At 62.5% G+C, this 14,569-nt stretch carries 14 protein-coding genes; 11 read left to right on the top strand and 3 right to left on the bottom strand.

Annotation, left to right across the window (positions count from 1 at the left end; translation table 11 throughout):
• The first annotated feature begins 11 nt into the window (after window positions 1-11).
• The 5 genes from H0485_RS00245 to rlmF all read left to right on the top strand — a co-directional run bounded on the left by H0485_RS00245 (window position 12) and on the right by rlmF (window position 4,578).
• Window positions 12-725 carry a molecular chaperone DjiA gene (locus H0485_RS00245; RefSeq protein ID WP_226933309.1) on the top strand — a complete coding sequence of 238 codons (714 nt, stop codon included), beginning with the start codon at window positions 12-14 and terminating at the stop codon, window positions 723-725.
• The gene (locus tag H0485_RS00240) at window positions 725-1,783 is read left to right on the top strand and encodes an endonuclease/exonuclease/phosphatase family protein (protein ID WP_226933308.1); all 1,059 of its coding nucleotides are present in this window, start codon (window positions 725-727) and stop codon (window positions 1,781-1,783) included. The genes H0485_RS00245 and H0485_RS00240 overlap by 1 nt, the downstream gene beginning before the upstream one ends.
• 95 nt (window positions 1,784-1,878) lie before the next feature.
• Window positions 1,879-2,424, top strand: a complete 546-nt coding sequence (locus H0485_RS00235) for a hypothetical protein (RefSeq protein WP_226933307.1) — start codon at window positions 1,879-1,881, stop codon at window positions 2,422-2,424.
• A 69-nt stretch (window positions 2,425-2,493) separates the two neighbouring features.
• Window positions 2,494-3,570, top strand: a complete 1,077-nt coding sequence (locus tag H0485_RS00230; protein ID WP_226933306.1) for a hypothetical protein — start codon at window positions 2,494-2,496, stop codon at window positions 3,568-3,570.
• A 102-nt stretch (window positions 3,571-3,672) separates the two neighbouring features.
• Window positions 3,673-4,578: a 23S rRNA (adenine(1618)-N(6))-methyltransferase RlmF gene (gene rlmF / locus H0485_RS00225; protein WP_226933305.1), complete on the top strand. Its 906-nt coding sequence runs from the start codon at window positions 3,673-3,675 to the stop codon at window positions 4,576-4,578.
• A 37-nt stretch (window positions 4,579-4,615) separates the two neighbouring features.
• Here rlmF and galE read toward each other — a convergent pair whose 3' ends face one another.
• Window positions 4,616-5,602 (bottom strand): UDP-glucose 4-epimerase GalE, encoded by a 987-nt coding sequence (gene galE, locus H0485_RS00220; protein WP_226933304.1) that lies wholly within the window; start codon window positions 5,600-5,602, stop codon window positions 4,616-4,618.
• Between the two features lie 293 nt (window positions 5,603-5,895).
• On the opposite strand from galE, the gene H0485_RS00215 reads away from it, so the two are divergent.
• Complete coding sequence (locus H0485_RS00215; RefSeq protein WP_226933303.1) at window positions 5,896-6,231, top strand: hypothetical protein; 336 nt, start codon at window positions 5,896-5,898, stop codon at window positions 6,229-6,231.
• A 31-nt stretch (window positions 6,232-6,262) separates the two neighbouring features.
• Window positions 6,263-9,613, top strand: coding sequence for a M10 family metallopeptidase C-terminal domain-containing protein (locus H0485_RS00210; protein ID WP_226933302.1), 3,351 nt, complete (start codon window positions 6,263-6,265; stop codon window positions 9,611-9,613).
• Between the two features lie 59 nt (window positions 9,614-9,672).
• On the opposite strand, the gene H0485_RS00205 is transcribed toward H0485_RS00210, so the two are convergent.
• Window positions 9,673-10,608, bottom strand: coding sequence for an SGNH/GDSL hydrolase family protein (locus H0485_RS00205; protein WP_226933301.1), 936 nt, complete (start codon window positions 10,606-10,608; stop codon window positions 9,673-9,675).
• 193 nt (window positions 10,609-10,801) lie between these two features.
• On the opposite strand from H0485_RS00205, the gene trhA reads away from it, so the two are divergent.
• Window positions 10,802-11,464, top strand: a complete 663-nt coding sequence (gene trhA, locus H0485_RS00200) for a PAQR family membrane homeostasis protein TrhA (RefSeq protein ID WP_226933300.1) — start codon at window positions 10,802-10,804, stop codon at window positions 11,462-11,464.
• A 53-nt stretch (window positions 11,465-11,517) separates the two neighbouring features.
• On the opposite strand, the gene H0485_RS00195 is transcribed toward trhA, so the two are convergent.
• Window positions 11,518-11,694, bottom strand: a complete 177-nt coding sequence (locus H0485_RS00195; protein ID WP_226933299.1) for a hypothetical protein — start codon at window positions 11,692-11,694, stop codon at window positions 11,518-11,520.
• A 322-nt stretch (window positions 11,695-12,016) separates the two neighbouring features.
• Between H0485_RS00195 and H0485_RS00190 the strand changes: the two genes are divergently transcribed.
• From H0485_RS00190 to H0485_RS00180, 3 genes are all read left to right on the top strand, one after another.
• A complete protein-coding gene (locus H0485_RS00190; RefSeq protein ID WP_226933298.1) occupies window positions 12,017-13,303 on the top strand; it encodes a lipoprotein-releasing ABC transporter permease subunit in 1,287 nt (428 codons plus the stop codon).
• On the top strand, window positions 13,296-13,970 hold the full coding sequence (locus H0485_RS00185) for an ABC transporter ATP-binding protein (RefSeq protein WP_226933297.1): 675 nt from the start codon (window positions 13,296-13,298) through the stop codon (window positions 13,968-13,970). The genes H0485_RS00190 and H0485_RS00185 overlap by 8 nt, the downstream gene beginning before the upstream one ends.
• Window positions 13,971-14,056: 86 nt before the next feature.
• A complete protein-coding gene (locus H0485_RS00180; protein ID WP_226933296.1) occupies window positions 14,057-14,449 on the top strand; it encodes a c-type cytochrome in 393 nt (130 codons plus the stop codon).
• Window positions 14,450-14,569: the final 120 nt, after the last annotated feature.

Raw genomic sequence — 14,569 nt, 5'->3', positions numbered from 1 at the left:
AGACTGCCGCTATGTCACTCTGGACCCGTATTTCTGAAGCCCTGGCCGCGCTGGCGCGTGGCGAACCGCTCTCGGCGGTATTTGACCTTTTGCGCGGTGCTGTCTCGCCCGAACGCTCGGTGGGCTTTACCATCGCAGTCATCGCGCTCGGGGCGAAAATGGCCAAGGCCGATGGCTCGGTCTCGCGCGAGGAAGTCACGGCCTTTCGCCGCATTTTCTCGGTTCCCGAAGGCGAAGAGGCCCATGCCGCGCGGGTGTTCAACCTGGCGCGCGAGGATGTCGCGGGTTTTGACGCCTATGCCCGCAAGATTGCCAAGCTGTTCAACCCCGAGGGGCGGGCGCTCTGCGCCGATGATCATCATATTCTGGTCGATCTGCTGGAGGCTTTGTTCCAGGTCGCGCTGGCAGATGGCAGCTATCATCCGGGCGAGGATGAGTTTTTACGCCATGTCGCCGGGATCTTTGGTCTCGATGAGCCCTGTTTCCGCGCGGTGCGGGCCCGGCTGGTCGAGGGGGCGCCGCGTGATCCCTGGGATGTGCTGGGCATTGCCCGCGATGCCGATCTGAGCGAGGCGCGCGCGGCCTGGAAATCGCTGGTGCGCGACACCCATCCCGATGTGATGGCCGCGCGCGGTGTGCCGCCCGAGGCGGTGCATCTGGCCGAACGGCGGCTGATTGCGATCAATGCCGCCTGGAAAGAACTGTCTGAGGCAAAGGCGGCCTGATGCAGAGCCGGCCTTTCCTGCGACTGGCCAGCTATAATGTCGAATGGTTCGACCGGCTGTTTGATGATCTGGGGCAGGGCTATGAGGATGAGGCCCCCTCTGGCCGCTATGGCGTCAGCCGCGGCGCGCAGTTCGGGGCTCTGGGGCTGGTGTTCAGCGCGCTCGATGCGGATGGCATCATGATCATCGAGGGGCCCGACAGCACGGCGCGCCGCTCGACGGTGCGGGCGCTGGAGCAGTTCGCGGTGAAATTCGGGTTGCGGGCGCGGCGGGTGGTGCACGGCTTTTCCTCTGAGACCGAGCAGGAGATTGCCTTCCTCTATGATCCGGACCGGATCACGGCGCATCATGACCCGCAGGGGGCCGCGACGGGGCGCAAGGGCAGCCGTGATGTGCCGCGCTTTGACGGCACATTTCGCTATGACCTCGATACCGATGCGGCCGAAGACACCATCCGTTTTGCCAAGCCGCCGCTGGAACTGGCGCTGACCGGGCCGGATGGCCGGGCTTTGCGGCTGATCGGCGTCCATGCCAAATCAAAAAACCCGCATGGGGCGGCGGATGAAAAGGCCGCTTTGCGGATCTCGATTGAGAACCGCCGTAAACAGCTGGCGCAATGTATCTGGATCCGGGCCCGGGTCAGCGATCATCTGAGCCGGGGTGAGGATGTGATCGTTCTGGGCGATTTCAACGACGGGCCGGGGCTGGATGAGTTTGAGAAACTGTTCGGCAAATCCGGGGTCGAGGTGGTGCTGGGCATGGATCTGCCGCCCGGTCAGCGGCTGACTGACCCGCATGCCAATATGGCGATCTGCGCGCGTATGGGTTTTTGCCCGACCACGGCGCGGTTCTGGCTGGCGCCGCAGAAACGCTATTTCGAGGCTTTGCTCGATTTCATCATGGTCTCGCCCGGCATTGCCGCCCGCAGCCCTGACTGGCGGATCTGGCATCCGTTTCAGGATCCGCGCATCATTGCCATTCCTGATCTGGCCGCGGCGCTGCTTGAGGCTTCGGATCATTTCCCGGTGACGCTGGATCTGCCGCTGCAGGCGGGCTGATGCCGGATCACGGCCCCGCCGCAGAGTTGTGAATTGCGTGGCAGGGGTCTGCGACGCATGCTTTCGCGGTGATCCGGGCAGAGAGGAGCTGCATCATGGAAAGGCTGTTCAGAAGAAAGCTGCGCCGCTGGTTCAGCCTGCAACGTCTTGCCGCCAGCACTGGCCTTGCCTTTGCTTTGCTCGTTACCCTGCCTGTCACCGCCCCGGGCCATAGCCATCTGCGGGCTGAGGCCGGGCCGGATCAGCCCCATCAGCTGCCGCCCCAGGGGGTAAAACCCGCTCCTGCCCCGGGTGCAGAGCCCCCCGCCGCCGGGGCAGAGCAGGGGTTCTCACTGATCGAAGAGGGGGCAAAGCTGCTGTTTCGCGGCCTGATGACCGAAATGGAGCCCGCCCTTTCTGACATGGATCAGAGTATCCGCGAGCTTGCGCCCCAGATCAGGGCGCTTGGGCCGCAGCTGAGCGAACTGGCCCGGCTGGTGGGTGATTTCCGCAATTACGACATGCCGGTGATGCTGGAAAACGGCGATATTCTGATCCGGCGCAATGCGCCGCTGCCGCCAGAGAAAGCGCCGGGCACGCCGCCGCCTGGCGGCGGCAGGGCGCAGCCATTGCCCGGGCCTGACGGCCAGATCGACCTCTGATCCGCCCCTTGCGGGCCGCGTGCCGACCTGCCAGCCTGCCCGGTGACAGGGTCGGAGAGGGAGCTGCTGATGACCGGGACTATTCTGCTCAGCGCCGGAGAGAACCAGCTGCGGTTTGAGCCCGATTGCGGCTATCTGACCGATCTGCGGCTGAGCGATCAGGGCCAGGCCATCATGCCGCTGCACAAGGCGCAATGGCTGGGCGAGGCAATGCCCGGGGATGCGCCGCGCCATCAGGCCCGGCTGCAGGGCGATTTTATCGCCGCGCCCTTTGGCCCGGGCGCGCTGGGGCTGCATGGGGCGGCAAATGGCCAGTGGCAGCTGACCCCCTCGCCCGAAGGCGTGCTGCGCGCAGTCTATCAGGGCGAGATCCAGGGTGCGTCTCTGGTCAAAGAGCTGTCGTTCGAGCCGGATCAGCCCTTCCTCTATCAGCGCCATCTGTTCATCGGCGGCAGTGGCAGCCTGGCTTTCGCCAATCATGCGATGGTGGCGCTGACCGGGACGGCGAAACTGTCTTTCTCGCGCAAGCGCTGGTTTGAAACCCTGGACACGCCGCTGGAAGCGGATCCTTCGCGCGGCCGTTCGGCCCTGAAATACCCGGCGCGGATGGAAGATGGCAGCGAATTTCCCGGCGCTGACGGCGGGGCGGTGAATCTGCATCACTACCCCTGGGGCGAGGCGCATGAGGATTTCGTTGCCGCGGTTGAGGAGCCAGCCTCGCCGCTGGGCTGGACGGCAGTGGTGCGGCTGGATCAGGGCGATGTTTTCCTGTCGCTGCGCAATCCGCGCCAGCTGCCGATGACCATGCTCTGGCATTCCAATGGCGGGCGCGATTATGCACCCTGGAACGGCCGCCATCGCGGGTGTCTCGGGGTTGAGGAGGGCGCGGCTTTGCCGGTGCTGGGTCTGTCTTCGCGTGAGAGCCCGGATCCCCTCAGCGCCGCCGGACAGGCGCCGCTGCTGCAGCTGGAACCGCAGGGCACGCGGGATATGCGCCATATTCTCGGCGCGATCCGCTGGCCCTCGGGCCAGGCCGTGGCCGGGGTACGGCTCGAGGGTGATCTCCTGACCGTGACCGGTGACTGGGGGGCGGAACGGCAGCTGCCGATCCGGGGCGGATGGCTCGCCGGGGCCTCGTGTTCATAGCCGCGGCCTGATAACCGGATTGCCGGTCGCCGCATTTTGCGGCAATCCGCTGTTTTTCCGGCCGCATCTGCGGATCTGCGCCAGCCCGTTCGAAGGTGACCCATGTCAGTCAAGCATAAGCTGCATCCGCGCAACCGGCACCGCGAGGGCTATGATTTTGAGCGGCTGCTGGTGAAATCACCCGAGCTGGCCGGGGTGATGACGCTAAATCCCCGGGGCGAAAGCACGATTGATTTCTCGGACCAGGCGGCGGTGCGGATGCTGAACCGGGCCCTGTTGCTGACGTATTATGACGTTGATTTCTGGGAGATTCCCGAGAGCTATCTCTGCCCGCCGATCCCGGGGCGTGTCGATTACATTCATCACCTCGCCGATCTGCTGGCCGAAGCCAACGGCGGGCAGATCCCGCAGGGGCGCGATATCAGGGCGCTCGATATCGGCACCGGGGCCAGCCTGATCTACCCGCTGACCGGGCAATATGAATATGGCTGGCATTTCACCGCCGCTGATATTGATCCGGTCTCGATCCGCTCGGCGCGGCAGATCTGTCAGAAAAATGGGCTCGGGGTCACGATCCGGCTGCAGCCGGATCCGCAGGATATTTTTACCGGCGTGATTAGCCCGGAGGAGATCTTCCATGTCACGCTCTGCAATCCGCCCTTTCATGCCTCACCCGAACAGGGAGAGAGAGGCAGCCGGCGCAAATGGCGCAACCTTGGCAAGGGCGATACGGCGGCGCTGAATTTCGGCGGCCAGAATGCCGAGCTGTGGTGCCCGGGCGGCGAGATTGGCTTCATCGCCCGCATGATTGAAGAGAGCGCGGATTTTGCCGAACGCTGCCTGTGGTTCACCTCGCTGGTCTCAAAGCAGGACAGCCTCAGGCCGCTGACACGGCTGCTGAAGCGCGCCGGGGTGGCCGATACGCGCATTGTGGAAATGGGCCAGGGCCAGAAGGTCAGCCGCTTTATCGCCTGGACTTACTACCCCGAACGGCAGCGATCTTTGTAAGCCCGCCGCGCGGGGGGGCGGCGGCGATTTTGCCCGCTCAGGCCTGATAGCCGGGCTTTTGCGCCCAGGCCCAGGCATCGCCGATCATCTGGCGCAGCTCGGATCGTTTCGGCTGCCAGCCCAGCTCTTCCAGCGCGCGTTCGGAGCCCGAAACCAGGGCGGCCGCATCGCCGGGGCGGCGCGCGCCCTGGATCACCGGCACGTCGCGATTGGTGACAAAGCGGCTGGCTTCGATCACCTCGCGCACCGAGAAGCCCTTTCCCGAGCCGAGGTTGAAATCGCGGCTCGGCCTGCCGTCGAGCAGCCAGTTCAGCCCCAGCACATGAGCATCGACCAGATCCGAGACATGGACATAATCGCGCAGGCAGGTGCCATCCGGGGTCGGATAATCATCGCCGAATACGGTCAGCGCCGGGCGTTTGCCCTGAACCGCCTCGAGCATCAGCGGGATCAGATGGGTCTCGGGCTGGTGCTGCTCGCCCAGCTCGCCCTCGGGATCGGCACCGGCGACGTTGAAATAGCGGAAGATCACATGGTTCAGCCCATGGCTGGCGCCAAAATCGCGCAGCATATCCTCGATGGCGCGTTTTGAGCCGCCATAGGCATTGATCGGCGCCTGGCGGGTGGCCTCGGTCAGCACCACACCATCCTGATCGCCATAGGTGGCGCAGGTCGATGAAAAGATGAAATTGCGGATCCCGGCCGCGACCGTGGCCGAGATCAGATTGAGCGCGCCGTTCACATTCACCCGCCAGTAGGTCTCGGGATCACGCATCGACTCGCCCACCAGCGAAAGGGCAGCGAAATGCATGACGGCGAGGGGCTGATACTCGGCCAGGGCGGCGGCAACCGAGGCGCGGTCGGTCAGATCACCCTGAAACAGCGGGCCGTATTTCACCGCCCCGGCCCAGCCGGTCGACAGATTGTCAAAGGCGATGGGGGTGAATCCCGCGCGGGCGAGAGCCTTGCAGGCATGCGAGCCGATATAGCCTGCGCCGCCGGTGACGAGAATGTTCTGACCCATGTGATCCATATTGCTACGAGAAAGCCCTGCCGCGGCGATTATTTAACAACTCTGCCCCGGGCTGTCGACTTTTGCGGGTGAGCTGCACTCAAAAGTTCAGCAAGGCTGATTTGAGGACTTGATCGGAATGGAGGCTTACCGGACAGTAATGGCTGTTTTCTTTGATTCCTTAGCTGTTGCGGAGCATTTCGGTGTTCTTGTCTGGTTTCACCCATCCCGGACAGAGCCTCCTGGCAGCAATCCTGCTGATCGGGTTCTTGCCCTGGAGCGCGGTCAGCGCCGGGAGAGCGGATATGGAATACGACGTTGTCTGTAGTGCCGGGCCCGGAACAGATCACCGTTCAGCGGCTGAGGTCTGCGAAGAGTTCCTTCAGCTGCTGCGCTCAGCCTATCCGGACCAGAGCTTTCTCTCTGCAGCCAGTGACAGCGAGGGCAGGCCGCGGCTTGATCTGGTTATTTCACAGGCAAGTCGCAGCGCCACCGCTCTGCAGCTGGTCTGGACTGATCTGCAGGGCGTGAAAAGCGAAGGCCGGATTGAATCGGTCTCTGCCATGGACCGCCAGCTTTCCTCATCAATGCGACAGTCACTTTACCGGCGGGCGCTGATGGCCAGCCCATTGCCTGAATAGAGTTCAGATCCTGCGACAGGGAGAATTAACGATGTGCTACATCTGCTCTGCCTCACCAAATTCTGATACGCTCTCGCGCTTTGACTATCATGATGATGCCTTCGGGCCGGGCTCTGGCGATGAGATGCCTGCCGGTCTGATCGGTACCGGCTCCTCCGGGCCAGAAGGAAGCCATGCGCCCTATACATGGGATCAGATTGCCGGATATCTGACCGATGGTTACTGGGGGTTTAATGGCGGTGCCTGGCGCGCTTTTGATCTCAGCGCTGGCCGGACGATCACTTACGATGTCTCGCGGCTCTCGGCGACGGCGGCGGCCATTGCGGAATATTCACTCGATGTCTGGGCGGCGGCCACCGGCATCAGTTTCGTCTCGCAGTTCAGCCTGACGGTTCTGGTCAATGAGGGGGTGGACGCCGGAGGTACAACCGGCACGGCACGCGGTATCAGCGCGAATACGATCGTCACCGGATCGGTCGGCGCGAGCTTTGACCAGGATTATTACGCGGTGACGCTGACGGCGGGGCAGTCTTATGTTCTGTCGCTGTCACGCACGGCGGGAAGCATGCTGGATCCGGTCCTTGCGCTTTATGATACGGCGGGCAATCTGATCACCCGCCAGGATGATCCAAGCTCGTCCTCTGCCGGGGAATATATCACATTCACCGCCGTCACGACCGGCACCTATTACATCGCAGTAAGTGATTACGGCAACAGAAGCGGCGGCTATGAGCTTTCGGTGCAGCCAGCGGCGGATCTGACCTTTAACGATGCTGACCCCGGCGGGGCCTATGCCTGGTCAGAGATCACCGGCAATACGATCCTGCGCTCTTTCATCAATGTTGATGACAACTGGGAAGTGCATAATCTGAACGGCTATATGCTGCAGACCTATATCCATGAGATCGGTCATGCGCTGGGGCTGGGACATGCGGGCCCCTATAACGGATCCGCCGCCTGGGGCCTCGATAACAGCTATGATAATGACAGCTGGTCGGCGACGATCATGTCCTATTTTGACCAGGATGATAATACCTTTGATCCCGCCAGCTTTGCTTATCTGGCAACGATCATGCCCGCGGATCTGATCGCCATTCAGAACCTCTATGGCGCGGGGGCAGGCTATGAGACTGGCAATACCACCTGGGGACCGGGCGGAAATCACAGCGGGGATTACTTCCAGATCCTGCTGAATATGTGGGGTGGTCTGACGGTAGCCGATCCGCAGATCTATGCGGGCAATAATTTCGCCTTCATGGTCTATGACACCGGCGGCACCGATACGCTGGATTTTTCGGTTTTCTCGCAGAACCAGAACATCAATCTCAATCCGCTGCTGCGCTCAGATGTCGGCGGGGGCAGCGGCAATGTGGTGATTGCCCGGGGCACGGTGATCGAAAATGCGCTGGGGGGCTCGGGCAATGACACATTGACCGGTAACAGCGCGAATAATCAGCTGAATGGCGGATCGGGCAATGACCGGCTGATTGTGAGTGGCGGCGGCCATGACACGCTGCAGGGGGGGCTTGGCACGGATCTGGCCGTGTTCTCGCTGGCCTCAGTCGCGATCACGGTCACGGGCAATGCCAGCCTGCTGCGCATCGCCTTTGCCGGTGGCTCGGTCACTGCCTCCGGGGTGGAGAGCTTTCAGTTTTCGGACCGGACCCTGACCCTTGCGCAGATGGTGGCCCTGGCTGCCCCTGCAGTGCCAACGGCGGGGGATGATGTGCTGTCCGGCACTGCGGGCAATGACACGATTGATGCTCTCGCGGGCAATGACATCGTCGAGGGCCTTGGTGGCAATGATGTGCTGATCGGCCGGGCGGGCAATGATACGCTTTATGGCGGTGAGGGCGACGACACTCTGTTCGGCGGCCTGGGGGCGGATGCGCTGTTTGGCGGCTTTGGCTCGGATATGGCGCATTACAGCGATGCGACTGCCGGGCTGCGCGCCGATCTGCAGAGCCACGGCACGAATACCGGCTTCGCCGCCGGCGATAGCTATAGCAATATCGAGAACCTTGCGGGCAGTAATTATAATGACGCCCTGTTCGGAGATGCGCTTGGCAATGCGCTCTGGGGGCTGAATGGCAATGATCAGCTCTGGGGGCGGGATGGGGATGATCACCTGATCGGCGGTGCCGGAGATGACACGCTGATTGGCGGCGCCGGGGCAGATCGTCTCGATGGCGGCACCGGGCGTGACCGGACAGTGTATATTGATTCAGCTGCCGGGCTGCGGGCAGATCTGCAGGTCTGGGCCTCCAATACCGGGATTGCGGCCGGCGACATTTATCTGAGTATCGAGGATCTCTATGGATCCGCCCATAACGACATCCTGCTGGGCAATGCCGGGGCGAACACCATCTGGGGCGATAATGGCAATGATCAGCTCTGGGGCCGGGTCGGTAATGACACGCTGATCGGCGGCAATGGCAATGACACGCTGATCGGCGGGGCGGGGGCCGATCTGCTGCATGGCGGCGATGGGCGCGACCGGGTGCAGTATAACGATTCTGCCACCGGCCTGCGGGCAGATCTGCAGGTCTGGGCCTCCAATACCGGGATTGCGGCCGGCGACAGCTATGTCAGCATCGAGGATCTTTATGGCACTCTCGGCAATGATGTGCTGCTGGGCGATGCCACCGGAAATATAATCTGGGGTGAGAATGGAAATGACCAGCTCTGGGGCCGGGCCGGCAATGACACGCTGATCGGCGGCAATGGCAATGATACGCTGATCGGCGGGGCGGGGGCCGATCTGATGAACGGCGGCGAGGGCCGGGACCGGGTGCAGTATAACGATACCAGTGCCGGGCTGCGGGCCGATCTGCAGCTCTCTGCAACCAATACCGGGATTGCGGCAGGTGACAGCTTTGTCAGCATCGAGGATCTTTATGGCAGCACCGGCAATGACCTGCTGCTCGGCGATGCTGCAGGCAATATGATCTGGGGCGATAACGGCAATGACCTGCTCTGGGGCAGGCTGGGCAATGACACGCTCTATGGTGGCAATGGCAATGACCGCCTCTATGGCGGAGCCGGGGCTGATTTCCTGATGGGCGGCGCGGGCACCGATACCTTCGTCTTTGACACGGCGCTGGGCGGTGGCAATGTCGATATCATCCATGATTTTTCGGTTATGGATGATATGATCTGGCTCGATGACGCGGTGTTTGCCGCGCTGGCCCCCGGCTTCCTCGCCGTGAGCGCTTTCACGCGCGGTGCGGCGGCAACGACCGCGCAGCACCGCATCATCTATAATCCGGCGAATGGTCAGCTGATCTATGATGCCAATGGCAGCGCCGCTGGCGGGGCGGTGCATTTTGCTACGCTGACACCCGGGCTGGCCCTGACGGCGACGGAATTTCTGATCGTCTGAGGCAGGAGCAGGAGAGCACAAGGGGGGGGCTGGCTTCGCGGCCAGCCCCTTTACTTGCCTCAGCGCAGGACTTTCGCCAGTTCCCCGGCCAGCAGCTGATGGCCGAAAGAGCTCAGATGCATCCCGTCGTCATTGAGCGGTTCTTTTTCCAGATTCGCCCAGATATGCCGGTCAAAATCGATATAGGGCACATCGTGTTTCAGCGCCGTTGTCATGATCCGCAGATTATATTCGGCGAAATAGCGGGCCGCATGGGGGGTGCCGGGCCAGGTTCTCAGGGGCGGCACGATAATGGTCAGCAGCACGATCCGGCGGGCCCTGCGCTGGCGGGCGATGCTGATCACCCGGTCGAGATTGGTCACGAACTGATCATAGCTGGTGTAGAACAGGGCTGGCAGATGCTGCAGGATATCGTTGCGATAGATCTGGCCAAAGCGCACGATCCGCATCCGCAGCGGCTCGGGCAGCAAGGCGAGCGATATTCTTTGGCGCTCAAGATACATCCGGCGGGCGGCGTCATTCAGCCCCAGATGCAGGATGATGCTGGCATCTTTGCCAAGATCTGGCTCTTCCTCAAGCATCTGTACCGCATCTGAGGTGGTAAACAGGCGCTGCCCGATCGAGGTCACCGCCCGGTCGGGAAAAATTTGTCCGAGCAGATTGGGGTACAGCTCCTCGGCGCCGCGGCGCGGGGTCTCCATGGCATAGGGGCGGGGCAGGGCGAGAGAATCCGACAGGATCACAATGCCATTGCCCGCTTTCGGATCGCCGGTGGAATGGGCCCGGACATCCTGGCGGTAATAGTCGCGTTCTTTCTTGCAGATATTATATTGCCGCAGGATCTCCTGATCGAGCTGTGCCTGATCGGCTTTGCTGCCCGAGAGAATGCGCGCTGTCGCAAACTGATGCACCGCCGCCTCCCGGTCTCCCTGCGCGGCAAGAGCATGGGCAGTTTCAATGCAGGCGGTCAGCCTTTCGAGATCTTCTGCTTTCATCAAACCATCACCACAGCTGAGACCGCCGCAGTATAGCCCTGTCTCTTGCCCCCCTGCCAAGCGCTGAATGCGCGACAGGCGGAGAGCGGGCTGCACTGTCGCAATGTGACCCTGCGGCACAAAGCGCGGCGGGGCGTTGACCGGGATCGGGGCAAAGGGCAAGTCTGGAGTGGACACCACTTAAGATTGCATCATGTCCCTGCCCGCAGATCATTATCGCCTGAAAAAACGTGCCTTCTCTGCCGGAGAGCTGCTGGCCGATGGTATCGTCCATGCGGTCGCCCTGGTGGCCGGGCTGATCGCCTTTCCGATCCTGCTGTTTCATGTGCTGCAGACCGCCGGGATCGGGGTCTTTGCCGCGCTCAGCGTCTATGCTGCGGGCTTTTTCCTGATGTTTGGCTTTTCACTGGCCTATAATATGACCCCGCCCTCGGCGGTGAAATGGTTGCTGCGCCGCTTTGACCATTCGATGATCTATGTGATGATCGCCGGCACCTATACCGCCATTCTCTCGCAGTTTGAGAGCCCGGCCTGGGCCTGGAGCCTGGGCCTGCTGGTCTGGGGCTGCGCGCTGACCGGTATTCTGGTGAAGATCGTGCTGCCGGGGCGCTATGACCGGCTGGCCATTCTCGCCTATATTCTCATGGGCTGGCTGGGCATTATCGCCATCGGTCCGGTGACCGTCGCCCTGCCCGAGCTGTCGCTCTGGCTGATCGTAACCGGCGGGCTGACCTATATCGCCGGGGTGGGCTTTTACGTGCAGCACCGGCTGATGTTCCATAATGCGATCTGGCATTTTTTCGTCGCCGTGGCCGCCGGGCTGCATTTCGCCGCTATCGCCATTGCGGTCGCCTGAGCGTGGGCGGCGGCGGGCGGGGCGAACCGGCCACCAGCGCTCAGGCCTGGCTCTCAGTCGAGTTCTCTGATCATCTGATCCAGTGCATGGCATAATTCGCTGATCTGAGCCTCGTCCGATGCGGGGTGCGACATCAGCTCTGCGAAGCGGATGGACAGCGTCTCCATCTGCCCGGGTCTGGTCAGAATGGCGGTCTGGAACTTTGCCGCCACCTGGTTGAGCTTCTCCATCGCCTCGTCTTCGCTACAGCTCTACTGTCCATCGCAGGCGGCCAGAAACAGGCTGGCGGCAAGTGTGGCAGACAGTGCGCGGACGGGCATCATGAAACTCCGTTTTCCGTATCGGGAAGCCGTTGATCTTATCCGCAAATTCCCGCAAATCTGCCAGCCTGCAGATGCTCTGGCCCTGGCAACGTCAAGCCTGCGTGATCGGGGGCCGCTGGCCTGCCGGGGACTGGGTGCAATTCCTTGACCTTTGCGCGCTGAACCGCCAGTTTCGCGCCGGTATGCGCGGTGCCGGGAACCGTGCCGGAACAGGGCCAGGAAACGGCATATGGCAGTGAGCACCAGACCTTTCGCAGGTTTTGAATGGATGATCGCATGGCGCTATCTGCGCGCGCGGCGCGCCGAGGGCGGGGTCTCGGTGATGACCTGGATCAGCCTGATCGGCATCACGCTGGCGGTGATGGCGCTGATCGTCACCCTGGCGGTGCGCGCCGGATTCCGGGAGGAATTCGTCGATACCATTCTCGGCGCCAATGCCCATGTGACGGTCTATACTTCGGAACGGGTCGATGAGAACGGCGCGAAACTGCGCGGTTTTTCCGATTATGACGCGCTGGCGTCAGCGATTTCCGAAGTGCCGGGCGTGACCCGCGCCTCGCCGCTGATCAAGGGCCAGGTCATGGTCTCGGATGGCGAGCGCACGATGGGGGCCGAGGTCTTCGGCATCACCCCCGAAGAGCTGAAGCTGATCCCGCGCATCGGGGTCGGGGCGGATGCTTACGGCGATATTGATAATTTCGGCGCCGGAATTGCGCTCGGATCGGGGCTTGCGCGTGAACTTGGCATTACCGTGGGCGACCGGGTGCGGGTGATCTCGGCTCAGGGGGTGCGGACCGCCATGGGCTCGGCGCCGCGCACCAATGCCTATGAGGTGGTCTATATTTTCACCGCCGGGCGCTATGATATCGACAAGACCCGTCTCTATATGCCTTTCGCCGAAGCGCAGAGCTTCTTTAACCGTGAAGGCTTTGCCGATGAGATTGAGGTTATCGTCGATAACCCGGACCGGGTGGAAGAGCTGGTGCTGCCGATCCTGAATGCCGCCGGAGCGGATGCCATGCCCTGGACCTGGCGCGATTCTGCGGGATCTTTCCTGCGGGCGCTGGATATTGAGGATAATGTGATGTTCCTCATCCTGTCGATCCTGGTGCTGATCGCCTCGCTGAACATCGTTTCCGGCCTGATCATGCTGGTCAAGAATAAGGGCCGCGATATCGGCATTCTGCGTACCATGGGCCTGACCGAAGGCGCGGTTCTGCGCATCTTCTTTATCTGCGGCGCTTTTACCGGCGTCATCGGCACGATCTGTGGCTTTGTGCTCGGCTGTGCCATCGCGCTGAATGTCGATCAGGTGATGGCCTTTATCGCCTTTATCAATGGCGGCGAGGTCTGGGATGCCTCGGTGCGTGGCATCTATTCCCTGCCCGCAAAACTGCAGATGACAGATGTCCTCTCGGCGGTAGGTCTGTCGCTGGGCCTGTCGTTTATTGTCACGATTTTCCCGGCGCGCCGTGCGGCCCGGATGAACCCGGTGGAGGCCCTGCGCTATGAGTGAGGCCCTGTTCCTCGACCAGATCACCAAAGGCTATAACCGCGGCAAGGCCAGTGCAGTCGAAGTCCTGCGTGGCGCTTCGCTGCAGGTGGCGAAGGGCGAAGTTGTTGCCCTGGTCGCGCCTTCAGGAGCGGGCAAGTCGACGCTTTTGCATATTGCCGGGCTGCTCGATACGCCGGATGAGGGCCGGGTGCTGCTGGCCGGGCGCGAGGTGAATGGCCTCTCGGACCGGGCCCGGACCGAGCTGCGCCGGGCCGATGTGGGTTTCATCTATCAGTTCCACCACCTGCTGCCGGAGTTCTCGGCGCTGGAGAATGTGCTGATCCCGCAGCTGGCTAATGGCGTGCCACGGCGCGAGGCCGAGGCTCAGGCGCAGAGCCTGCTGCAGCTGGTGGGGGTTGATCACCGGGCCGGGCATCGTCCGGCGGCGCTCTCGGGCGGCGAGCAGCAGCGGGTCGCCTTCTGCCGGGCGCTGGCCAATCGTCCGGGGCTTTTGCTGGCGGATGAGCCGACCGGCAATCTGGACCCGGCAACCTCGGATCAGGTTTTTGCCGCGCTGATGCAGCTGGTGCGGGCCACCGGCATGTCGGCGCTGATCGCCACCCATAATCTTGAGCTGGCGGGCCGGATGGACCGGATCGTCCGGCTGGAGGCGGGCCGCGTCCTCTGAAGGGGTTGAAAAGAACAGGTGCTTGAAAATCCGGTGGTTGTCTGCCAGTCCTGCGCCTACGCACCCCCCAGGAACGGAGACCAGCGATGCGCCGCGCCCTTGTGATGATCCTGCCGCTGGCGCTTGCCGCCTGCGTCGAGGAGCCTAAGCCCGCTGGTTCTGAGGATTTCGCCACTTTCTGCAGCGCCTGCCATGGTGCAGCGGGCGCGGGCAATGGCCTGGCTGCTGCCGGTCTGGCCAAAGAACCGGCGGATCTGACCCGCCTGTCGGCCCGGAATGGCGGCACCTTCCCCGGGACGGCGGTGATGGGCAAGATCTGGGGCTATACCGGCGGGCGTGACAGCCATGCGGTCATGCCGGAATTTGCCGAGCTGCTGCAGTCGGATCTGGTGCCCTATGACGGCGGTGACGGGATTTACACCCCGACACCGCTGCGCCTTGTCCAGATTGCAGAACATCTGAAATCGCTGCAGCGCTGAGGCTTTACCAAAAGGACAGACTCCCGGGGCAGGTGATGCTGCAATGCGGCAACAGAAAATCGTGAAGCCATGGATTTTCCCGCTGCGCGTGATTGCCCTCACCCGGGAATGGGGGTCTGA

It is taken from the genome of Pseudogemmobacter faecipullorum (assembly GCF_020539525.1).
GTDB classification, from domain to species: Bacteria; Pseudomonadota; Alphaproteobacteria; order Rhodobacterales; family Rhodobacteraceae; genus Pseudogemmobacter; species Pseudogemmobacter faecipullorum.
The sequence above is the reverse complement of the archived record's forward strand: the minus strand, read 5'-3'. Positions and strand labels throughout refer to the sequence as shown.